Below are 22,623 nucleotides of genomic sequence, written 5' to 3'. Positions count from 1 at the left end.
AAGTTTTGGAACCTTTTCAAGTTTGTGGCAAGGCAATTAAGACAACTTTTATAGTTTAACACCCAAATAAATTCTTGTCAATAGGGTTTTTGAAAAAAATAAAGGAAGCACGTCTCTCAACCTACTTCCTTTATTTTTTAATTATTTAGCTTCAATCAAACCGTAGTTTCCGTCTTCTCGTTTATAGAGAACATTAGTTGTATGATCTTCACTATCTGTATAGATAAAGAAGTCATGACCCAACAACTCCATTTGAAGGATGGCTTCTTCAACATCCATTGGTTTCAACTCAATGTTTTTAGTTCTTACAACTTCAACAGCTGGTGCTTCTTCAACTTGTTCGTTATTAAAATCAGCTGAGAACACTTCTCCTGTTGGAACTTTTTCACGATGCTTACGTGCAATTTTTGTTTTGTTTTTACGGATTTGTCTTTCAATCTTATCAACCACTAGGTCAATAGAACCATACATATCTTGCGAAACATCTTCTGCTCTTAGTGTTACAGAACCTGTTGGAATAGTAACCTCTACTTTAGCTGTCTTTTCGCGATAAACCTTAAGATTTACACGTGCATTCAATTCTTGGTCTTCGTTGAAGTATTTTTCAACTTTGCTAAGTTTACTTTCAACATAGTCACGAAGTGCTTCAGTTACTTCGATGTTTTCGCCACGGATACTATATTTAATCATAAAAGACCTCTTTCTCGCTTGTTAGCGTTTTCTTTATCTTTATTATATCCTTTTCATGAAAATTTGCAAGGATTTTTATTATCTAGCTAGTGAAAAGGTCAAAACTTCTTTAATACCTATACCTTCTAATAGTTGGACCATCTGATATAAAGTGGATCCTGTTGTATAGATATCATCCACTATAATAATCTTATCTGGTACATCTATACCTTTCTTGAGACAGAAGGCATTATCTTGACTTAGACGCTCCTCGCGTGTTTTCGATGATTGCTTCTCAATATCTCTTTTCTCAAAGATATCCTGATAGGGAATTCCCTCTATTAATCCCTCAACTTGGTTGAATCCTCTTTCTACCAAGCGTTCTTCCGACAATGGGACCGGCACTATGGTATAACCTTTTTTAAAAAATGGTTTTAAATTATTTTTTATATCTTTTTGAAATGTTTTTCTAAGACAATAGTCTCCCATAAATTTATAGCGGCTAAAATAATCTTTCATGTTTTCTTCATAGCGATAAATGGCAAGGTGCTTAGGAATATAGCCTTTTTTCATCCAAAGTTTACAATCAATACAGGTATCTCTATGTAACTCCTTATTACAATTTTGACATCTTTCTTTTGAAAGTTTTTTAAACTGATTTTTACAAGATACGCAGGAGTACTCTTCTCTCTGGTTAAACGTAATCAGGTCTCTTAATTTTGGCACTGATTCAATCCAGTCATTACATAGTAGACACTTCATTGTTAAATCCTCCTTTTTTATTCATAACCTTTATTTCTTCTCGACAACGAAGCATTGATTTGGATAGCCCTTCATGAAAGAAATAAAGCTTTCCTGTCGGTCTATCTGGGAATCTTCCAACTCGACCCCCAATCTGAATAAGACTCGAACTAGTGTATAAGTGATGATTTGCCATGCAAACAAAAACATCTACTTGTGGAAAGGTCACACCACGTTCGAGGATAGTTGTTGTCACTAAGATGGATAGTTCTTTTTCTCGGAACTTCTCTACAATAGTTGAACGCTCCTCGCTTTTTGAAGAAACAAAGGCCATTTTTTCATCTGGAAGATATTTTTGTAGAATATTGGTAAACTTTTCACCTATCGCTATATTTGGAAAAAAGATTAGTAAAGGGAATTTGGATTTACGTTGCTTTTTTATCTGATAAAGAAGGGGTCTTGGAAGCTTGCCTCTCATTAGAGATTTTTGTAATCTTCCCTGCCAACAGAATTTAGGAAGTACTAAAGGATTTCCATGGAAACGTCTGGCAAGGTGATGCTTTTCTAAAGTTCCAAGTCGAACTTGCTCTTCCAAAGATATTGTAGAAGTCGCTGTTAAGTAAATATAGCGACCGGTTTCCTTCTTTGCCTGCTCCACAGCATGATTTAACATGACATTTCCTACAAAAGGGAATGCATCAACCTCATCAACGATTACTAGGTCAAAGTTCTGGTAAAACTTTAGTAATTGATGGGTGGTAGCTATTACAAGCGGACTACCATCATATGGTTCACTCTCAGCATGAAGCAGAGAAATACTACAAGTAAAATCCCTCTGCATACGTAGAAATAACTCTCGACAAACATCAACGCGAGGACTTGCGATAGCTACACGACCTTTATTTCCAAGAACATAGGCAACGATTTTATAAATCATCTCGGTCTTCCCAGCACCAGTCACAGCATGTACGAGGCTGTCTTTCTGTTTTTGATATGTTTCTAAAAGCTTCTCTGAGACCTCAGCTTGATAGGGAGTCAGTTCTCCTAACCACTTCAAAACAGGAAATTCAATTTCTGATGTTTTTGAAGGAAAATAATAAAGTTCTTTTCCTTCTTGGTTTCTGCCAAAGACAATACATGCTCTGCAATAATACTGACCTTCCGGTAATTGCCAATCTTCCTCTATCTGACTGTAACATCTTTTACATCTAAGTTGTTTATCGACCTTTATCATGCTTTCTAATGTAAAAGCCTCTGAGTGATAGTCCACTGGCAACTGTTCTTTCGTAAATAGCCGTCCATAATATTCTTTAGGTACCATATCTTTCTATTCGAAAATATGTTTGAATTCATCTTTTTATGATAAAATTTTTTTATGGATTACAAAACTATTGCCAACGATGGAATCGTTGAAGAAGAAATAAAAAAATCTCGTTTTATTTGTCACTTGAAACGTATTATCAGTGAGGAAGAAGGGAGAGAGTATATCGCTCAGATTAAGAAAGAGCATCACAAGGCTAATCACTCTTGCTCTGCAATGATTGTTGGTGATGATGGTCAAATTAAGCGTTCGAGTGATGATGGCGAACCTTCTGGAACAGCTGGTGTGCCTATGCTTACTGTTCTAGAAAAACAAGGACTTACTAATGTCGTAGCAGTTGTGACTCGTTATTTTGGAGGAATCAAACTTGGGACAGGTGGTCTTATCCGCGCTTACTCTGGTAGCGTTGCCCATGCTATTGAAGAAATTGGTCGAGTCGAAGTCAAGGAATTAACAGGACTAACCGTAGAGTTAACCTACTCTCAGTACCAAGTTTTCTCCAACTTTCTTGAAAAAGAAGGACTCCAAGAATTTGATACAACTTTCTTATCAGATGTTTCTACTACTCTATTTGTCGAAAAGTCTGATATTGAAAAACTTGGTCAGGAACTAACCGAATTCTATCAGGGGAAAGTTAATTATGAAAAATCTGGAAAGAAAATCGTTGAAATTCCTATCTGATAGTTAAACGTTATCACAGTGATAAAGAAGATGTATTTTACAAGTTGAGCCTACCGTCGTATACTTAAAACCATCAATCAAAGATTAAGAGGATTTTAAATATGACAATTTACAACTCAATCACTGAACTTGTTGGAAAAACACCTGTTATTAAACTTAACTCTATTGTTCCAGAAGGATCAGCAGATGTTTACGTTAAACTCGAAGCCTTTAACCCTGGTTCTTCAGTAAAAGACCGTATTGCTCTTCGTATGATTGAAGATGCTGAAAAAGCTGGTACTATTAAACCTGGTGATACCATTGTTGAACCAACTTCAGGTAACACTGGTATTGGTCTCGCTTGGGTTGGTGCTGCTAAAGGCTATAAAGTTGTTATCGTAATGCCTGACACAATGAGTGTTGAACGTCGTAAAATCATCCAAGCTTATGGAGCTGAACTTGTATTGACTCCTGGTAGCGAAGGAATGAAAGGTGCGATTGCTAAAGCTAAAGAAGTTGCTGCTGAACGCAACGGTTGGGTACCACTTCAATTTGCCAACCCATCAAACCCAGCTGTCCACGCGGCTACAACTGGTCAAGAAATCCTTGAAGATTTTGGTGCAGAAGGTTTGGATGCTTTTGTTGCTGGTATCGGTACTGGTGGTACTATTTCAGGTGTTTCAAAAACCCTTAAGGCTGCTAATCCAAATATCAAGGTTTATGGTATTGAAGCTGACGAATCTGCCGTCTTGAATGGTGATAAACCAGGACCACACAAAATTCAAGGTATCTCAACTGGTTTCATTCCTGACACATTGGATACAAAATCATATGACAGTGTTGTGCGTATTCCTTCTGATGAAGCTATCGCAACATCACGTACATTGGGGAGCCAAGAAGGTTTCCTAGCTGGTATCTCATCAGGTGCTGCTATTGCTGCCGCCCTAAAGGTTGCTGCTGAGCTTGGCGAAGGCAAAAAAGTCTTGACACTCTTGCCTGACAACGGTGAACGCTACCTCTCTACAACACTTTACGATTTTCAAGACTAACAATAAAAAAGGAGCTGGAACATAATGTTCTAGCCTCTTTTTATTGTATAAAGTTCAAGCCTGTAGTTCACTAGTTACTAGAAAAAGCAAGGATTATAATCTCATTTCCACTGAACTATTCCTACAAACTATCTATTTTTTAGGATAACTAAAGTCTTAAGAATTTAGTTTGTTTTATCCTTTTATTAGTCTAACTCTTTTGCTTCTGTTTCTACAATTTCAGTAACTGTAAATCCTGCTTCTACAAAAACTTTCTTGAGTTTTTCAATTCCAACCTCTCCTTCAACTTGGAGTTCGACACGAAGTACGGTGTCATTTTTAGGTGCAACAATTGTACGTTCGATGTTGAGATTCTCACTAGCGATAAGGTTCGCAATTTTTTCCAAAACACGTGGAGTATCAGGAACTTCCAACCCAATACGAATTCCCGCTTGACCATAACCAGAAATTTCCAAGAAAGCACGAAAGACATCTTTATCTGTGATAATTCCTGAAATTTGGTCATTGTCCACAACTGGAAGGACTCCAACCTTATTTTGAAGCATGATATAGATTGCATCCTCAAGGCTAGCATATTTGGAAACTGTAAGGACATTCTTAATCATGATATCTCCTACCTTTGTCTTATTAAGGAGATAGTTCATTTCATAAATTGACAAGCTTGTTGCTTTTGATGGTGAAGCCTCCGCCATTGTACCTTCTGTAATAAGCCCAACAAGTTTATCGTGTTCAATTACCGGCAAACGGCGCAACCCTTTATCACGCATAATATCTGCAGCTGCTGCAACTGTTGTTTCTGGTGAGACATAAACCACACGTTTCGTCATAAAATCTTTTACTGCCATGTTTCATTTTCCTCCGAATGATTTCTTACTTGTATTATACCACACTAATTGTAACCGATTGCAATATTTTGCTGAAAAATTAGTATTTTACAATCAGTATGAGACGATAGAAAAACGCCCTCGGGCGCTTTTTCTTATCCTCCAAGATAGGCTTTACGAACTTCATCTGATGCAAGAAGTTCTTCACCAGTACCTGAAAGAACCACTTTACCAGTTTCAAGAACATAACCACGGTCCGCAATTGACAAAGCCTTATTGGCATTTTGTTCAATCAAAAGAACTGTAGTCCCTTGTGCCTTAATATCTTCAATAATATCAAAAATTTCCTGAATAAAGATTGGAGCAAGTCCCATTGAAGGCTCATCCAAAAGCAAAAGTTTTGGACGACTCATAAGGGCACGACCCATTGCAAGCATTTGTTGTTCACCACCAGAAAGTGTCGCTGCATCCTGATTCTTACGTTCTTCTAGGCGTGGGAAACGTTGGAAGACTTTTTTCAAGAGAGCTGCGTTCTCTTCTTTATTTGTATGAAGGAAAGCTCCCATTTCAAGATTTTCCATTACGGTTAATCCTGCAAATACATGACGTCCCTCAGGTACTTGAGCTAAACCTTCAGCAACAATCTTACGTGCAGGTGTTTTGTGGATCTCATTTCCGAGATAAGAAATGGTTCCCTCAGTTGGACGAACAAGACCTGAGATTGTACGGAGAATTGATGTTTTACCTGCACCGTTAGCACCGATAAGAGTTACAACTTCACCTTCATTAACTTCAAAGCTAACATTTTTAACAGCTTCAATAGATCCATATTTAATTGAGAGATTTTCAACTTTCAACATAGCCATTATGCTTCACCTCCCAAGTAAGCTTCAATAACGCGTTTGTTATTCTTAATTTCATCAGGTGTTCCTTCTGCAATCAAGCGTCCGTATTCCAAAACATAGATACGCTCAGTAACATCCATGACCAAACTCATATCATGTTCAATCAAGATGATTGTAATACCAAAGTCTTTTTGAATTTGACGAATATGAGCAGTCAATTCAGCTGTTTCTTGTGGATTCATACCCGCAGCTGGTTCATCAAGGAAAAGAATTTTTGGTTCTGTTGCAAGTGCACGAACAATTTCCAAATGACGTTGTTGCCCGTAAGCTAAGTTTTTCGCAAGCGTATCTGCCTCACCATCCAAGTTGAAGATAGCCAAGAGTTCCATAGCTTTTGCTTTTAACTCTTCTTCACTTGAGTAGTACTTAGGCAAACGCAAAAGAGATGCAAAGAAATTTGAAGGTTGCTTATTTGACAAACCAACAAGAACATTTTCAAGCACAGTCATGTCTTTGAAAAGACGGATATTTTGGAAAGTACGTGACAAACCGAGTGAAGCGATTTTATAAGGTGCTTTACCGTTTAGGACTGTACCATCAAGTGTAACAGTCCCTTCACTTGGCTCATAGACACCTGTCAAAAGGTTGAACAAGGTTGTTTTACCAGCACCATTTGGTCCGATAAGCCCAACCAACTCACCTTCATTGAGTTCCATTGAAACATCACCAACGGCAGTCAAACCACCGAAGTTTTTAGTTAGATTTTTAACTTCAAGAAGTGCCATTTTTATTTGCCCTCCTTAGATTTATTGAAGAATTTTGAGAGATAGAGTTCTTTTGTTCCAAGAAGTCCACCTGGACGGAAGAGCATTACAAGAATCAAAGCCAAGGCGTAAATAATCATACGAAGGTTTGAAACGTTTTGGAGGAACATGTTGATAATACCAAGAACAACAGCAGCAATAATAGTACCTGTGATAGATCCAAGACCACCAAGAACGGCAATGATAAGGTAATCAATTGATTTCATGATAGTGAAATCTTTTGGCACAACTGTACCGATGTAGCTGACATAAAGTGAACCAGCAATCGCTGAAATCATGGCACCAATAACAAAGATAAGAACCTTCATTTTTGTGACATTAACACCCATTGACTCAGCAGCAATTTCATCTTCACGAAGAGTGATTGCTTGACGTCCAGTTGCTGAACGCAAGAAGTTAAGTACCAAAATTGTAATGATTACCACAAAGAAATAAATTACAGGCCAACTTGTATAAGGAAGGATACCTGTCAAACCAGCAGCACCATTAGTCAATTCACCACCATTAACGATAATGATACGGATGATTTCAGCCATACCAAGAGTTGCAATGGCAAGGTAGTCCCCTTTCAAACGAAGGGTAGGTAGACCAAAGATAAGGGCAACAATAGCTGCGATGATGACACCGACAACCATTGAGAGGTAGAAACCGTCATATGTTGGCATCATACCAGTAATGATAGCTGATGAATAGGCACCAATTGCCATGAAACCAGCTTGTCCAAGTGTAAATTGCCCTGAGAAACCAAGAACCAGATTAGTACCAAGTCCCATAAGGATTGAGATCCCAATTCCCATTAAGATTTGGATGTAGTAAAGGTTCATGATACCTGAAAGTTCAAGACCTTTCAAGATAAGGAAGAGCCCAATGATAAGACCAAACCAAATAAGGTTTACTTTTAGATTTTTCTTCATGTCTTACACCTTCTCTTTCACATTTTTACCGAGGATACCCGCTGGGCGAACCAAAAGGATAACGATCAAGACACCATAAACGATGGCATCACGGTAACTTGACAAACCAATTGCAGTTGATAATGTCTCCAAAATACCGATAACAAATCCACCAAGTGCTGCACCAGGGATAATACCGATACCACCAAGAACGGCAGCAACAAAGGCTTTAATACCTGGTGTCATACCCATAAGAGGTTCGATAGAGTTATAGTAAAGACCAATAAGGACACCCGCTGCCCCTGCTAGTGATGATCCAAGAGCAAAAGTGAAGCTGATAGTGTTATTAACATTAATACCCATCAATTCAGCTGCATCACTGTCTACAGATACGGCACGCATAGCTTTACCCATCTTAGTCTTTTTAACAATCAATTGAAGAGCAACCATAAGGACAAGGGCAACTACCAAGATAAGCAATTGCACATTTGTTACAGAGATTGATCCAAGATGATAAGTCTTAATTGCAATCTTTTGAGGGAATGAACGTGTATCTGCACCTACAAAGAGAACCATGATGTACTCAAGGAAGAATGAGACACCGATAGCCGTAATCAAGGCAGAAATACGTGTCGAATTACGGAGTGGGCGATAAGCCAAGAACTCAATGACAACCCCTAAAATCGCACAGACAAGCATAGCAAAGACAAGGGCAACCCAGAAATTCATTCCAAGGCTATTAATCGCATAGTAACCAACGAAGGCACCCATCATATAGATGTCTCCATGGGCAAAGTTAATCAATTTGATAATCCCATAAACCATGGTATATCCAAGGGCAAGTAAGGCATAGATACTACCCAAGATGATACCATTGACTAGTTGTTGGGGAAGTTGTTCAAAAAACATATTTAACCAAACTTTCTAGTTCATTTTTAGTATAGATAACAGATTATTTTTCAATTTCAACGGCTTCCGCTGAAACCTCTTCACCATTATCTCTTTTAACCATAAGAGCTGCTTTAATAGGGTTATGATCCTTATCAATCGTCATTTTACCTGTAACCCCGACAAAGTTTTTCAAATGTGCTAAGTTATCAGCAATATCAACTGATGTTTTCGCATCTTTTGATGCTTCTGCAATCATATAAACAGAATCGTAAGCTAGAGCAGCAAACATATTTGGGTCAGTGTTGTAAGCTTTCTTATATGCTTCGATGAATCCTGATGCCTTGTCAGAAAGGGCAACATTTGTTGAATATCCTGATACATAGTAGACGTTTGAAGCATTCTTTTTACCTGCAAGCTCAGTAAATTTCGCATCACTGAATCCGTCAGGTCCAAGGATTGGTTTATCAATTCCAAGGTCACGTGCTTGTTTTGTAATAATACCAGTCTCAGTATAGTAACCTGGCATTACAATAGCATCATAATCAAGGTCTTTAAATTTAGTCAAGGCTGACTGATAGTCCTTGTCCCCTGAAGCAAAGGTAGCTTCAGTAACGATTTGACCTTTATATTCACGCTTAAATTCATCCGCAATACCTTTGGCATAATCTGAAGCATTATCATAGTAGAGAACTACTTTCTTAGCATTCAAATTATTGTAAGAATAAGCTGCCAAAACTTTACCTTGGTAACTATCCTTGAAGGTTGTACGGAAAACGAATTTCTTCGTACCATTAGCATCTACCGTAAGGTCATCCTGCGTACCTGAAGGTGTCAGCAAAGGAACCCCTGTTTTTTGTGATACGAGGCTAGCCGCAGCAACAGCACCTGATGTCGCTGGACCAACGATAGCATTTACATTATTCTGAATAGCCAAGTTCGTTGAAGATGTTGAAGCTTCAGCATTTTCAGATTTATTATCTTTTGTGACAAGCTCAAGCTTTTTGCCATCGACGCCACCAGCTTTGTTAATTTCGTCAACAGCCAACTTAATACCATTCTGCTCCGCCTTACCATAGGCTGCAACGGCACCTGTCAACTCCATGTTAACACCAATTTTGATTGTATCGCCAATCTTAGTACCATTGGCATTAGCAGTCACATCTGGTGACTTGCCACAGGCAACCAAGAAAACGGAAGCAAAAAAGGCTAACACAATAAGTGTGATCTTTTTAGACATAAGATTTCTCCTTAATATTTTCTTAAAAAAGTCCATCTTATAGCTTACAGAATTATCAGACAATTGTCAACTACACAAAACTAAGCTTTAGCGACAGTAATCGTTTCCATTACTTTAAGAATAACTCTTTAAAAAGAAAAAAACTTTTCTCTCATTAAAGAGAAAAGTTCTTAAACGGTTCAGGGACTGAGGTGTCGTAACGTTCCAGACTACCTACAAAGTCCATATCAATATCAGAATAGTAGGAAGGCAGAACTTTTTTCACTGCTTTCATTCCATCGAGCTCTTTCAAAATATCCTCGACCTTGTCCTCATCTACATAAAGGTGCACATAACGCATCTTATAAGAATGGTAGACAACATCTCCAAACTTGGCAATTTTACGTAAGTCTCTATTGTAATATAAATAAACAATAATGCCTTGACGCTTAATCATGACTCATCTTCTCCTTTATGTTAGTGTCTCCCTTTTTATGATGTGGTTTATGAGGGGCAAGAGGTAGGCCAGTATCAATAAAAATCTGGTCTGAAACGGCTTGGGCAATCTCCTCACCAAGATTGGCTAAAATAGTCTGTAAATCGAACTCTGCCTGACGATAGCCAATAACCACCTCGTTTAAATCAATTTGGCGCTTCATTCGCAAAACCTGACGTTTCAACTCTCTCACATCTGGTCTAAAAGCCTCATACGCCTTAGCAGCATCATAGCTATCTTTTAATTCTTGAAATGCAAAGAGTTGCTCTTGAAGTCCTCTGTCATTTTCGAATTTCTGGCGTTTCAAACGATAATTCTCTACCTCAGGTAGCTTTAGAAAATACGAAACAAGACACTCTATAGCTTGATCAATCACAAGCAACTCCTCATTGATTATTAACATGTTTTCTATTATAACACAAAAAGCCAGATGAAACGGTCCTTATACAACCGATTTGCATCTGACTTTTGTTTAAGACAAGCTCAGTTTATTTTAATTGGTTATTAGCCATGATTTCATCGATGAAACCATATTCAAGCGTTTCTTGAGCACTCATCCAATTGTCACGTTCAGCGTCTACATGAACTTTTTCAATTGGTTGTCCAGAATTATCTGCCAAGATTTGCTCCAAATTATTACGTGTCTTGAGCAAGTGTTCAGCTGCGATAGCCATGTCTGTTTGTTGCGTACCGCCACCAGTACCGCCCATTGGTTGGTGAATCATGTACTCTGCATTTGGCAACATGAAACGTTTACCTTTGGTACCGCTGGAAGCGATAACTGTTCCCATAGATGCTGCCATCCCCATAACGATAGTCTGAACATCAGACTTGATGAAGTTCATTGTATCAACAATGGCAAGACCAGCCGAAACGGATCCACCTGGTGTATTAACATAAAGATAGATATCTTTTGTATTGTCTTGAGCATCCAAAAACAAGAGTTGGGCAATAATTGAGTTTGCCATATTATCTTCAACAGGACCTGTTAACATGATGATACGATCCTTGAGCAAACGTGAGTAAATATCATAAGAACGCTCACCGCGTGATGTTTGTTCAATTACTACAGGAATCATATGAATCCTCCTTTTAATATTGTCTTGATGCTATTATATGATTTTAGTCAAATTAGGTCAAATAAAAAACATCATTCTTAGCACTCTTTTGGAAAGAGTGCTAACCCCCCCCTAAAATAATTTCACTTTAAACTTATTAATCTAGTAAAAAAAGGGAAATTTTCCCTTTTCAACTTATTTTGTACCAAAGAGACGGTCACCTGCATCTCCAAGACCTGGAACAATATAACCGTTTTCATTAAGTTTCTCATCCAAAGATGCTGTGTAGATATCGATATCTGGGTGAGCATCTTGCAATTTTTTGACACCTTCTGGTGCTGCAACCAAGCAAACAAACTTGATATTAGCAGCGCCACGTTTTTTAAGTGAGTCTACTGCCAAGATTGCTGAACCACCAGTCGCAAGCATTGGGTCTACTACAAAGATCTGACGTTGATCAATGTCTTCTGGTAATTTAACCAAGTACTCAACCGGCTCAAGAGTTTCCTCATCACGATACATACCAATATGACCAACTTTAGCTGCTGGTACAAGGCTAAGAAAACCATCGACCATACCAATACCCGCACGAAGGATTGGAACAATCGCTAATTTCTTACCAGAAAGTTGTTTTTGTACTGTTTTGGTAATTGGTGTTTGAATTTCAACCTCTTCGAGAGGAAGGTCACGAGATACTTCGTAACCCATAAGCATAGCAATTTCATTAACTAGCTCACGGAAGTCCTTAGTAGAAGTATCCTCACGACGGAGGATTGAAAGTTTATGTTGAATCAGTGGATGTGAAATAACTTGAAATTTACCCATAATAGTTTCTTCCTTTGCTTTATACTCACTCCATTATATCAAAAAGGCAAAAAAAACGCTTGCTTTTCTGCAAACGTTTTTGAAAAGGATTATTTTTTAGGTAAATGAATCTTTCCTGTGACCAAACCATAGCCAAGAAGAGCTAGACTAGCAATTGCTGCAAAGATAGTCGCCAAGATTGAAAGAATGTTGCTGTTTGAACCTTCTGAATCACTTGGTGTCTTAGGAGTCGTAGCAAGTTTGGCAGCAACTTTAGTATTGTTGCCTTTACTTGACTCATCAGACTTAGTTACTTCATTAGCTTTATCAACTCCGTGAGACTGAACTTTTTCTTCAGACTTAACTGGTTTTGGAGCTTCTGTTTCAGTCACAGACTCTTCTTTAACAGTATTCGTTGGAACAGTTGGTCCAGTTGCTACAATAGTCTTTGGTACTGGTGTCGCAATCTCTGCGACTTGAGCTACTGGACGACGATCACCCACAGAATCTCCTGTCGAAGGTTTCACAGGGACCGCTACATGATGATCATTTGAAGAATTGTTATCATTAGAGTGGTCTCCATAATATGGGAAAGGAGTACGAGCTGGAGAATCCGGATTCGTAGGATTTGTTGGTTTATCTTCTTTATCAGCTGATGGTTGATTATTGTCCGCTGGTTTAGAAGTGCCTGGTTTATTAGTCTTATCATCAACAGAATGGTTACCTTCTGTTGGACTTACTGGTGTTTCTGGCTTATCTGCCTTCTTGTCTTTACCATCTTTAACAGTTACAGTCAAGACACCGTGAGCTTCAGAAACGCCTGTTGAACCATCAACTGTAGGATAAGTATGTGGTTTAAGACCATAACCCGATACCGCATAATAATCTACATTAAAGTCCTCGTTTGGCAATTTAGCACTGTTTTGATCGCCTACGTGTACCAAGCTTTCACTAGATTTATCCCAAATCCAGTCACCTTGATTCGTCATCTTAGGAAGAACTTCTGTAGTATCATCTGCATTCATCTTGATAAGGAAGCTTGGAGCCCATGTTGATTTATTCTCAGCACCGGCAATTCCACCACGGTTAGTCATGTAAGAAGTTACCAAAAGAGTATCTGATGAGCCTTCAACAGGAACCGCATAGTAAGAATAGGTAGATGTACGCCAGTCAGCTGGTACAGAGGCTGTCAAGACCACACCTGAGCCATTAAGTGGACGATATTTTCCTCGGAGGCTGTCTGATACGAATCCAAGCATGACAACGTCATCACCGACAGCTTCACGCGCTGCTACAGTACCTTCAGCATCCGTAGATTTGTTGATACGTGAAGCAGTGAAGAGGTAATACTTGCCACCCATCTTAACAACACTTGGACGTTCTACTTCATCAGTAACCATGTGGCTAGTGACAAGCGGTGTGTAAAGTTCAGCTACAGATGGATTTTTCTCATTATCATCAAGTTTCAAGATACCGATAGAACCATTTGCCCATGATGCAAGGTTGTAAAGGTGTTTATTATTAACAATATTGAGGAATGACTTAAGGTTAAAGGCGTCATCTCCTCCATAGTTTGACCATTTGTAAATTTGTTTTTCGCCTTGGTAGTTTTCGTCACCTGTATTTGATTCAAAAATAAGGTAACGGCTACCGTTATCTTCAATGATGTGTGGGTCACGAAGACAGTAGTTATCCGTACGGTCTGGATTACCATCATGGTTATGGTCATCATCAAAAGTACTCATAAATTTAGGATAGCTTTGATAGTGATAATTATCTCCACCAAAGAGAATGTGGTCATTTTCAACTGACTTGATAACAACTTCGTCGTTTTCAACAGCCAAGTTAAGTGTAGCACTAGCCAATTGTTGCCAGTTTAATTTACCACCACTAGTATCATTCTTAGTGTAATAAAGTTGGATACTACCATCAGAGTTAACAGTCGCTGAACCTGACCATTGTTGGTCATCTTCAAGGGCATTGTAACCAAAGATTGGACCCGCATTTTTCCAATGAGTAAAGTCATTATCCCCATATTTACTATAGAGCAAGTAAATGTGGTTTGAGTTTTTATTTGGTGCACCGGCCATTGAAATGACTAACTGGTAACCGTTCCAGTTACTTACTACACCTGACTCAGCATCTTGGACTGGCCAAGAATCCCAAACGTCGATTTCTTCTTTTTTCATCGTTTGGGCATCAACAGTGTTGAAGGCAGGCATATTGATGATTGTATCTGCTTTAAAGTAAGGAACTGCCAATTTGCTGTCTTGCTTCAAGAAGCTAGCAACGATATCTTTCAAGTTACGGTAAGTCAAGCTAGTACCTGTACCCTTGATAGCATCATCACTAAAGTCAACTTTATTAAGTGCTTTAATTTCTTCCTCAGTCAAGGCAACGATTTGATCTGAGGTCATATTCTCTTCAACAATAGACTTGATACGACCATTAAGTTTACTAAGGTTGGCATTAGCCGCGCTGTTTTCAGAAACTTTAAGGTCTACTTCAGTGTGTGTATCAGCTGCTTCTGAGCTTGCTGTTGAAGTTGGTGCTTCTACTGCAGCCTCTGATGTATGAGCCGGAGCAGAAACTGCAGCAACAGTCGCTGAAGGTGTTGTTGCATCTGATGAAGATGTCACTACTGTGCTAGACGCCTTTTCTTCAACTACTGATGGAGTTGTGTTGCTTGGTTGTGTCTCTGTAACTGGTTTAGTTGCAACCTCTGAATGTGCAACTGAAGATTCAACTGCTTCTGAAGTTGCCACACTTGTTGCTGTTTCACTGGCTACCGTTAGAGATGCTGTGCTTGTTTCTGGTGTTGCTGTCGCAGTAGCTACCGCTGGTGCTGTTTCTGTAACTTGATCAGCTTTTACCTGAGTGGCACCCAAAAACGCCAAGGTACCAACGAGTGCTGATGTTGCCCCTACTGTGGCTACCTTACGGATGCTATAACGCATCTTTTTGCACTCTGCTTGCTTTGGTGCTACTGTATTTGACTGTGAATTAACTGTAATATCCATATAAACTCTCCTTTTAGGTTTTTACATGTTCCATTCTATCATTTTTTTATCTAAATTCCAATCTTTTTTTAATGACAAATTGATATTTTTTGTAAAAAACTATTTTTTTGTTAAAATAATAACTATAAAAACATGCAATTTAATCAGGAAATATTACTATATGGAATCAAAATATCCTTCTCTAATTTTTATTATTGCTTTTTTAATCTTATTTTTTGTTTTTATAATGAAAAATGAGAACGTTAACAATCCTTCTCCAAAAACAAATAAGGCTTCTGTGAGTCAAACCTTTCATCTAGCATCTCATAAAGGATGGTCTAACGACCTACAGACTATCGTATGGAATCAAGAAAAAAATTACTATGATATCTATTTTCTACACTCTGTGGATGGGGCTACTGATCCTTTTGGACCCAACGGTCAAGATTGGACACATACAACGACTAAAGATTTTATCACCTATAGTAAACAAGAGACTGCTATACCATCAAAGGGTGGCGACTCTAAAGAAGGATGGCATTCTGCTTGGACAGGTAGTGTAGTCACAGATAGTCAGGGGATTTCTGATATCCAAAACGAAGAACCTGTCGCCTATTTTACTGGACTCACGGATGATGGAAGCCAAGCAATCTATGCTAGTGCATCAAATGACAAGGGAGCTAGCTTTACTAATGCCTTAAAAGATGGTAAACCTTTATTGACAAAGGAACAATCCTATAACGGTAAAGACTTCCGCGATCCTTATGTCTTCCACTTCAAAGACAAATTACTCATGTATGTCGCTGAAGGTGACGCACTAGGTGTTTATCAATCTCAAGATGGCATCAACTGGAACAAAGCAGATAGCAAGGGAGTCTCCAAAATCCTACCCGAAACATTTTTTAAGGGTCGTAAGTGGCAGGACAATGCTCCTATCGAGTGTCCCGTTCTCAAAACAATGACAACAACCGACGGTCAGGACAAGCAAGTTCTCTTTTTTGGAGCTAAGGATACAGCTTCAGGCGAAACAACTGGAACCTACTATACTGTAGGGCATTTAGATGGTAACGGCTTATTTATTGCAGATACAGAAACAAAACGCTTAGATCAAGGCTCAGACTATTATGGCGCTAACTTCACTGGAAGCGATCGAATTGAAGAAAGCAATCATAACCTTATCAGTCTTGGCTGGGTTGGTAATTGGAATTACTTCACGTCAGGCATTCACAGTGACCAAGAGCCCAAGAGTGATTTTCTAAAAACTATCGGTTTTTACGCTACACCCAGACAGCTACAGCTAGATAAGAACAATATTATTCAGTCCACTCCCCTTTATAAGAATGAACAATTAACCCTCAAAAATCAAAATGGCAACATTTCAAGTCAAAGACCACTCACTAGTGACAATAGAAAACCTTGGATTGATAAAAGTCACAATCAAAATGCTAATGGCCTTCTTGATCTTGCTGGAAAAAATAGTGCAGGGTATTACCAACTGCATTTTTCAAATATTAAGAAAGAAGGAGGCTATATCTACATTGATATCTGGCAAGGCTCTGATTACGTTAAAATCGCCTACCAAATAACAAGTGGTACCTATCAGGTCTCTGCCTATGCTGCCGAACTGAATAACAGCATGGATGGTAGTCAAACTGCCTCTTCTTACTATTACGATGGACTCTTGGGTAACGGTCAAGGTTATAAAGCTGACAGTCACTATAAGGAAACTGATAATATCACTATAACGCTTATTACAGACAATCGTAGCTTGGAAATCTTCTTTCCCAATGGCCAAACCTACACTCTAGCCAGATTTAATACCTCTGGCAAGCAGGATGTCAAAGTTTTCTCCACTCAGAAAGATCTTCTATTAAACTTGAAAATTTACGATGTACACTCATAACAATAATAAAAGTGATGCTGTTCGCATCACTTTTATTATTTTCCAAAGACAGAAACGAGACGTTTAACTCCCTCTGCAACAACTGTAGTTGGCGTAGCTACGTTAAAGCGGAAATGTTTTTCTCCTTCGGAACCAAAAGTAATACCGTCATTTAGCACTACCTTGGCTTCTTCTTTAAGTAAACGTCCAAGTTCATTATGGTCTTGATCATAGGCTGAAAAATCAAGCCAAACCAAGTAAGTTCCCTCAGGTTTCATGACCTTGATATTGGTCTTTTCACTAAGTTCTTTGGTTAAAAGGTCAATATTAGTTTCAAAGACAGTTTTCAATTCCTCTATCCAAGGTTTCCCATAGGTCAGAGCTGCTTGAGTTGTAATCAAACCAATGGTTGGAATTTCATGTTGATTATTTGCCAATTGCTTTTGTTTAAAAGCTTTACGTAAGTCTTCATTTTCAATGATAGTAAAACTGTTTTTGGTACCAGCAATATTAAAGGTTTTAGTAGCCGAACTAAGCACCAAGGTAAAGTCCTTGTAAGCATCTGAAATGGTATTCATAGAGATGTGCTTATTCCCATATAGGGCTAAGTCTTGGTGGATTTCATCAGATACCAAGAGAACACCATGTTTCTGACACAAATCTGCTACCTTGGTCAATTCTTCTTTAGTCCAGACACGCCCACCTGGGTTATGTGGGCTACAGAAAACATAAAGTTTAACATCATTCTCGACGATATCACGTTCCAATTGTTCAAAATCAATTTCGAAATGGCCATTAACCTTAACAAGACTATTTTCAATCAACCGACGATTATTCAAACGGACCGAACGAGCAAAAGGTGGATAAACTGGTGTGTTGATGAGAACAGCATCTCCTTCTTTGGTAAAGGCTTGAATAGCTGTTGAAATGGCTGGAACAACACCTTCAATGAGAACAATACTCTCTTTATCAACGACGTAACCGTGTTGATTTTTTTCCCAATTAATGATGGACTGATAAAGCTCTTCACTTGGATAAGGATAACCAAAAATATGTGTCTCAGCATAGTTGATAACTGCATCCCTAATCTCAGGAACAGGTAGGAAGTCCATATCGGCAACCCAAAGCTCAAGTAGTTCTGGATTACTTTCGGCTTCGTGCCATTTCATGGTATTTTGATCCAAGCGATTTGGTTGTGTTGTAAAATCATAACGTGTCATAGATAACTCCTTAAAGACTAAGGGCATTTTCCAAGTCAGCAATCAAATCTTGTGCTGCTTCAATACCAATTGAAAGACGAAGCAAGTCGTCTGTCAAACCATAGGAAGCACGCACATCACTTGGAATATCTGCGTGGGTTTGTGTCGTTGGGTAGGTAATCAAGCTTTCGACACCACCTAGACTCTCCGCAAAGGTAAAGACCTTTAGGGAATTGATAATGGTAGGAATCTTGTCTTGATTAGCCACTTTGAAGGAAATCATACCACCCTTACCTGGATAGAGGACTTCCTTAACAACTGGTGACTTTTCTAAGAAAGCTACAACTTCTTGAGCATTAGCTGTTGATGCCTCCATACGAAGTTTTAAGGTCTTAAGACCACGCATAAGCATATAGCTATCAAATGGTGACAAGGTAGGACCAGTAGTATTGAGGTTATAATAAAGTTTATCGTAGAATTCTTGGTTACTAGTCACAACAACACCAGCCAAAACATCATTATGTCCTGATAGGTATTTAGTAGCTGAATGGACAACGATATCAGCACCTTGAGTAATCGGGGTTTGATAGATTGGGCTATAGAAAGTATTATCAACAATAACCACCGCACCCTTGTCATGAGCAATTTTTGCCACTTTTTCAATATCAAACTCAATCATGAGTGGGTTTGTCGGTGTTTCGATGTAGACAATATCGGTATCTTCTGTAATAGCCGCAATCATCTCATCTTCTGTATTTGTGTATTCAAAAAAGAAACGACCTTCTTTTTCCTTGTCATTAAACCAACGGAAAGAACCTCCGTAAAGGTCACGCGCAGCTACAACCTTACTGCCTACTGGGAAAATTTCAAAGGCCAAAACAATGGCGCTCATCCCTGAACTTGTCGCAATAGCATAATCTGCTTTTTCAATAGCTGCAAGTGTTTTTTCCACTGTTGCGCGTGTTGGATTTTTAGTTCGTGTATAGTCAAAACCAGTAGAATGGCCAAATTCTGGATGTTGGTAAGTTGTTGAAAAATGAATTGGTGAAGCCAAGGCTCCTGTTGCTTCATCCGAATTGATTCCTGCGTGTGCCAAAATGGTTTCTAATTGATATTCTTGTGTCATAATGCGCCCTTTCTACATGGTAAAGTGGATATACTCCATATCTATGACCTCTATTTTATCACTATTTTCTGAAAATAATGGTAAGTTCATCATACGGATTCTTGATAGTTAGTTATAGTTTATTTCTATAACCTAAAAAGACAGATAGATACTGACTCTAATTTAAAATAAGCCCAATTTTTGAGATTGTCAAAAGTAGGTTTTCAAGCATCAAAAAGTGCCTGAAACATCATAGTTTCAAGCACTAAGAAATGATTTAAAAGTCTCGCTGCAATCCGAAGTAAGCTACTGACTTACTTTTTATCAAATAAGCGATATCTGATTTCTTCCAAAGCCATAATAACAAACGGACAAGCAAGTAAATAGAGCCAATCATCAAGTCCAATAGGTGCAGTGTTAAATAACGTGTGGAAGAAAGGCACGTAAGACAGGAGGATAAAGAGGACAATTTCTAAAACAATCCCTAAGCTAATAATCCGATTAGCAAATGGTTTAACTTGGAATATAGACCCTCTACCTTTACGACTATTCATAGCCATACCAATTTGGGTAAAGATAATAGCACCTAAGGTCATAGTGGTTGCCTCTCGATAAAGAGGACCTGAGCTGGCCAAATGGTTTAAATTACCTTGATTAACCCAATAATTAAGGAAGAAAGCCCCCATAGCTAAGGCTGCTTCAATCAGTCCATACCAGACAAAAGCTTTAATCAATAATTGTCGATTGAGCAAGCGATCTGAAAGACGTCTTGGCGGTCTATCCATAACGCCCTCTTCAGGTGGTTCAACCCCCAATCCCAAAGCAGGTACCATATCTGTCCCCAAGTCAATAGCTAGGATTTGCATAACCGTTAAGGGAAGAGGTATGCGTCCCAAAGAGAACAAGAAGAAAGCAGAGGGTACGGCTTCTGGCGTGTTGGAATTAAAAATATAAGTCAGGAATTTTTGAATATTTCTATAAACTGCACGACCTTCTTCGACAGCATGAACAATAGAAGCAAAATGATCATCTGTTAAAATCATATCTGCGGATTCCTTGGCAACATCAGTTCCCGATATTCCCATAGCTACACCGATATCAGCTTTTTTAAGGGCAGGGGCATCATTAACACCATCACCAGTAACAGCGACAACTTCGCCAAGTTCTTGAAGGGCATTGACCACACGGTATTTTTGTTCAGGAGCCACACGAGCAAAAACGATTTCGCCTTTAAGAGCTTCTTTGAGCTGATCGTCATCCATACCAGCTAGTTCAAGACCTGAAACAACACGCGCATCGTCCCCTTGTACAATTCCGATTTTCTTGGCAATGCTAAGAGCTGTCAAACCATAATCACCTGTCACCATGATAATACGAATACTAGCTCTATGACATTTTTCAATGGCTTCACGCACACCCTGACGTGGCGGATCACTCATGGCAACCAAGCCTAGAAAGACCATATTGTCCTCCAAGGTCTGCATGCCCCATTTGTCTTCTCCAATATGCTCACTGTCTAAAGGTCTATAGGCCACAGCTAAAACACGTAAACCGTCTCGGGCAAACTGGTCGTTGGCCGCAAGGATAGCCTGACGCTCAGTAGCTGTCAATGATTTAATCATTCCTTGATTATCATAATAGTCTGAGCAAAGCTCCATCACTTCTTTGGGAGCACCTTTGGTGATAGAAATATGCTGACTGCCATCCGATCCTGACTCAAGCTTATGCACTGTTGTCATCCGTTTACGATCAGAATCAAAGGGGATTTCCTTGAGGCGAGGGGCCCAAGTATGATTGTTATTTAAATTAATTCCTGCTTTTTCGGCGAGAACATTAAGACAAGCCTCAGTTGGATCACCTAAAATTGTAAAATTGGGATTATCAGCACTAGGAGCCACAACTTGAGCATTACTAGCCAAATGAGAGAAGCGGACCAAACGATTAAGAAGCTCATTTTCTTCAAGAGAAATAGGTCGTCCTTCCTGCTCAATCTGTCCTTCTGATGCATAACCCAGCCCAGTTACCTCATAACTGTCTGACAAGGTCCACAAGTAGTTAACCGTCATGGCATTTTGCGTCAAAGTTCCTGTTTTATCTGAACAAATAACAGAAGTTGCTCCCAACGTCTCAACCGAAGACAGCTTCTTAACCAAAGCATGGTCCTTAGCCATGCGCTGAACGGCCATGGCTAAAGATAGAGTAACTGTGGGAAGAAGCCCCTCAGGAATAAAGGCCACAATCATCCCCAATGCAAAAATAAAGGCTTGAGACAAAGGCTGATGGACTAATAGAGTCGCTGCGACCATAAAGAAGAGACCTACAGACACCGCAATAACTGAAATCTGTTTAGTCAAATGGTCCAATTCCTTCTGAAGGGGACTCTTTTCCTGAGCAAGATTCTGTGTCAAATCCGCAATCTGTCCAAACTCAGTTTTCATCCCGATAGCAGATACTATAAAATGTCCAGAACCAGAAGAGACAGTAGTCCCTGCAAACACCATATTGTCATACTCTAACTCAGTCTTGTCAGGAGTCAAATCCGCTTGATCTGACTTATATATAGGATTAGACTCACCAGTGAGGGCAGACTGGTTAACCTGCAAATCTGTCACAGCGACCAAGCGTCCATCTGCAGAAATACGGTCCCCTTCTTCAATGAAAACCAAGTCACCTGGTACCAAGTCCTGAGCTAGAATCTTATCCTCCTTACCATCACGAAGAACTCGCGCATAGGATGGAAGAAGCTTGTTAAGAGCTGCCGTAGCCTGACTTGCCCTATATTCTTGAATAAAGCTAAAGAGACCATTAATAATGTTGACCAACCAGATTGCAATCCCCAACTCTAAACTATGAGAAAGCATAGCGATAAAGCCACCAACCCACAATAAGAGCGCCATAAGACTAGTAAAATGCCTGAAAAAGACCAACCAAATAGGCTCCTTTTTACTTTCCTTCAATTGGTTAGGGCCATACGTCGCCTGCCTCTCCTTAACCTCTTGTAAGCTCAAACCTTGAGGGCTTGTCTGCAAGACTTGGTAAACTTGTTCGGGAGGATAGGTCCCTAATTTTATATGTTCTTGTCTAGAATCAACCATAATCCTTTCCTCGATTCTAAATCATTAAAACGATTTCATTTTTTCACCCCTA

At 39.1% G+C, this 22,623-nt stretch carries 20 protein-coding genes; 3 read left to right on the top strand and 17 right to left on the bottom strand.

Translation table 11 applies throughout. The features are described 5' to 3' along the window. Window positions 1-141: 141 nt before the first annotated feature. From hpf to HMPREF2877_RS08120, 3 genes are all read right to left on the bottom strand, one after another. Entirely contained in the window at window positions 142-690 is a 549-nt protein-coding gene (gene hpf / locus HMPREF2877_RS08130) for a ribosome hibernation-promoting factor, HPF/YfiA family (RefSeq protein ID WP_002883786.1), read from the bottom strand. A gap of 78 nt (window positions 691-768) precedes the next feature. After that, window positions 769-1,431, bottom strand: a complete 663-nt coding sequence (locus tag HMPREF2877_RS08125) for a ComF family protein (RefSeq protein WP_002886639.1) — start codon at window positions 1,429-1,431, stop codon at window positions 769-771. Beyond that, entirely contained in the window at window positions 1,412-2,731 is a 1,320-nt protein-coding gene (locus HMPREF2877_RS08120; RefSeq protein ID WP_070579540.1) for an ATP-dependent helicase ComFA, read from the bottom strand. Before HMPREF2877_RS08120 ends, HMPREF2877_RS08125 begins: the two co-directional genes overlap by 20 nt. A gap of 54 nt (window positions 2,732-2,785) precedes the next feature. Here HMPREF2877_RS08120 and HMPREF2877_RS08115 point away from each other — a divergent pair, with 54 nt between their 5' ends. Further along, window positions 2,786-3,412 carry a YigZ family protein gene (locus HMPREF2877_RS08115; RefSeq protein ID WP_002886637.1) on the top strand — a complete coding sequence of 209 codons (627 nt, stop codon included), beginning with the start codon at window positions 2,786-2,788 and terminating at the stop codon, window positions 3,410-3,412. A gap of 101 nt (window positions 3,413-3,513) precedes the next feature. Continuing rightward, complete coding sequence (gene cysK, locus HMPREF2877_RS08110; protein ID WP_002883742.1) at window positions 3,514-4,440, top strand: cysteine synthase A; 927 nt, start codon at window positions 3,514-3,516, stop codon at window positions 4,438-4,440. 185 nt (window positions 4,441-4,625) lie between these two features. Here cysK and HMPREF2877_RS08105 read toward each other — a convergent pair whose 3' ends face one another. From HMPREF2877_RS08105 to HMPREF2877_RS08055, 11 genes are all read right to left on the bottom strand, one after another. After that, window positions 4,626-5,285 carry a CBS and ACT domain-containing protein gene (locus HMPREF2877_RS08105; RefSeq protein ID WP_013990088.1) on the bottom strand — a complete coding sequence of 220 codons (660 nt, stop codon included), beginning with the start codon at window positions 5,283-5,285 and terminating at the stop codon, window positions 4,626-4,628. Window positions 5,286-5,419: 134 nt separating this feature from the next. Next, window positions 5,420-6,130 (bottom strand): ABC transporter ATP-binding protein, encoded by a 711-nt coding sequence (locus HMPREF2877_RS08100; protein ID WP_013990087.1) that lies wholly within the window; start codon window positions 6,128-6,130, stop codon window positions 5,420-5,422. Beyond that, window positions 6,130-6,894 (bottom strand): ABC transporter ATP-binding protein, encoded by a 765-nt coding sequence (locus HMPREF2877_RS08095; protein WP_002886634.1) that lies wholly within the window; start codon window positions 6,892-6,894, stop codon window positions 6,130-6,132. Before HMPREF2877_RS08095 ends, HMPREF2877_RS08100 begins: the two co-directional genes overlap by 1 nt. A 2-nt stretch (window positions 6,895-6,896) precedes the next feature. Then, complete coding sequence (locus tag HMPREF2877_RS08090; RefSeq protein ID WP_002883720.1) at window positions 6,897-7,847, bottom strand: branched-chain amino acid ABC transporter permease; 951 nt, start codon at window positions 7,845-7,847, stop codon at window positions 6,897-6,899. 3 nt (window positions 7,848-7,850) lie between these two features. Further along, window positions 7,851-8,735, bottom strand: coding sequence for a branched-chain amino acid ABC transporter permease (locus tag HMPREF2877_RS08085; RefSeq protein WP_002883743.1), 885 nt, complete (start codon window positions 8,733-8,735; stop codon window positions 7,851-7,853). Between the two features lie 43 nt (window positions 8,736-8,778). Continuing rightward, entirely contained in the window at window positions 8,779-9,954 is a 1,176-nt protein-coding gene (locus HMPREF2877_RS08080; RefSeq protein ID WP_045771732.1) for an ABC transporter substrate-binding protein, read from the bottom strand. Between the two features lie 154 nt (window positions 9,955-10,108). Then, on the bottom strand, window positions 10,109-10,390 hold the full coding sequence (locus HMPREF2877_RS08075) for a YlbG family protein (RefSeq protein WP_002890011.1): 282 nt from the start codon (window positions 10,388-10,390) through the stop codon (window positions 10,109-10,111). Then, complete coding sequence (locus HMPREF2877_RS08070; RefSeq protein WP_014633576.1) at window positions 10,383-10,832, bottom strand: YlbF/YmcA family competence regulator; 450 nt, start codon at window positions 10,830-10,832, stop codon at window positions 10,383-10,385. Before HMPREF2877_RS08070 ends, HMPREF2877_RS08075 begins: the two co-directional genes overlap by 8 nt. An 85-nt stretch (window positions 10,833-10,917) precedes the next feature. After that, the gene (clpP, locus tag HMPREF2877_RS08065) at window positions 10,918-11,508 is read right to left on the bottom strand and encodes an ATP-dependent Clp protease proteolytic subunit ClpP (RefSeq protein ID WP_002886628.1); all 591 of its coding nucleotides are present in this window, start codon (window positions 11,506-11,508) and stop codon (window positions 10,918-10,920) included. Between the two features lie 174 nt (window positions 11,509-11,682). Continuing rightward, window positions 11,683-12,312, bottom strand: a complete 630-nt coding sequence (gene upp, locus HMPREF2877_RS08060) for a uracil phosphoribosyltransferase (RefSeq protein WP_002883819.1) — start codon at window positions 12,310-12,312, stop codon at window positions 11,683-11,685. Window positions 12,313-12,401: 89 nt separating this feature from the next. Further along, the gene (locus HMPREF2877_RS08055; protein WP_070579537.1) at window positions 12,402-15,311 is read right to left on the bottom strand and encodes a glycoside hydrolase family 68 protein; all 2,910 of its coding nucleotides are present in this window, start codon (window positions 15,309-15,311) and stop codon (window positions 12,402-12,404) included. Window positions 15,312-15,588: 277 nt separating this feature from the next. On the opposite strand from HMPREF2877_RS08055, the gene HMPREF2877_RS08050 reads away from it, so the two are divergent. Beyond that, entirely contained in the window at window positions 15,589-17,193 is a 1,605-nt protein-coding gene (locus HMPREF2877_RS08050) for a glycoside hydrolase family protein (RefSeq protein ID WP_224118999.1), read from the top strand. A 35-nt stretch (window positions 17,194-17,228) separates the two neighbouring features. Here HMPREF2877_RS08050 and HMPREF2877_RS08045 read toward each other — a convergent pair whose 3' ends face one another. The 3 genes from HMPREF2877_RS08045 to HMPREF2877_RS08035 all read right to left on the bottom strand — a co-directional run bounded on the left by HMPREF2877_RS08045 (window position 17,229) and on the right by HMPREF2877_RS08035 (window position 22,571). Next, entirely contained in the window at window positions 17,229-18,392 is a 1,164-nt protein-coding gene (locus HMPREF2877_RS08045) for a MalY/PatB family protein (protein WP_070579534.1), read from the bottom strand. A 10-nt stretch (window positions 18,393-18,402) separates the two neighbouring features. Continuing rightward, the gene (locus HMPREF2877_RS08040; protein WP_070579530.1) at window positions 18,403-19,497 is read right to left on the bottom strand and encodes a cystathionine gamma-synthase; all 1,095 of its coding nucleotides are present in this window, start codon (window positions 19,495-19,497) and stop codon (window positions 18,403-18,405) included. Window positions 19,498-19,790: 293 nt separating this feature from the next. Continuing rightward, window positions 19,791-22,571: a cation-translocating P-type ATPase gene (locus HMPREF2877_RS08035; protein ID WP_070579527.1), complete on the bottom strand. Its 2,781-nt coding sequence runs from the start codon at window positions 22,569-22,571 to the stop codon at window positions 19,791-19,793. Between the last annotated feature and the right edge of the window lie 52 nt (window positions 22,572-22,623).

Source organism: Streptococcus sp. HMSC072D03 (genome assembly GCF_001812855.1).
Taxonomy (GTDB): domain Bacteria; phylum Bacillota; class Bacilli; order Lactobacillales; family Streptococcaceae; genus Streptococcus; species Streptococcus salivarius_D.
This window is presented reverse-complemented; position numbering and strand designations above follow the sequence as displayed.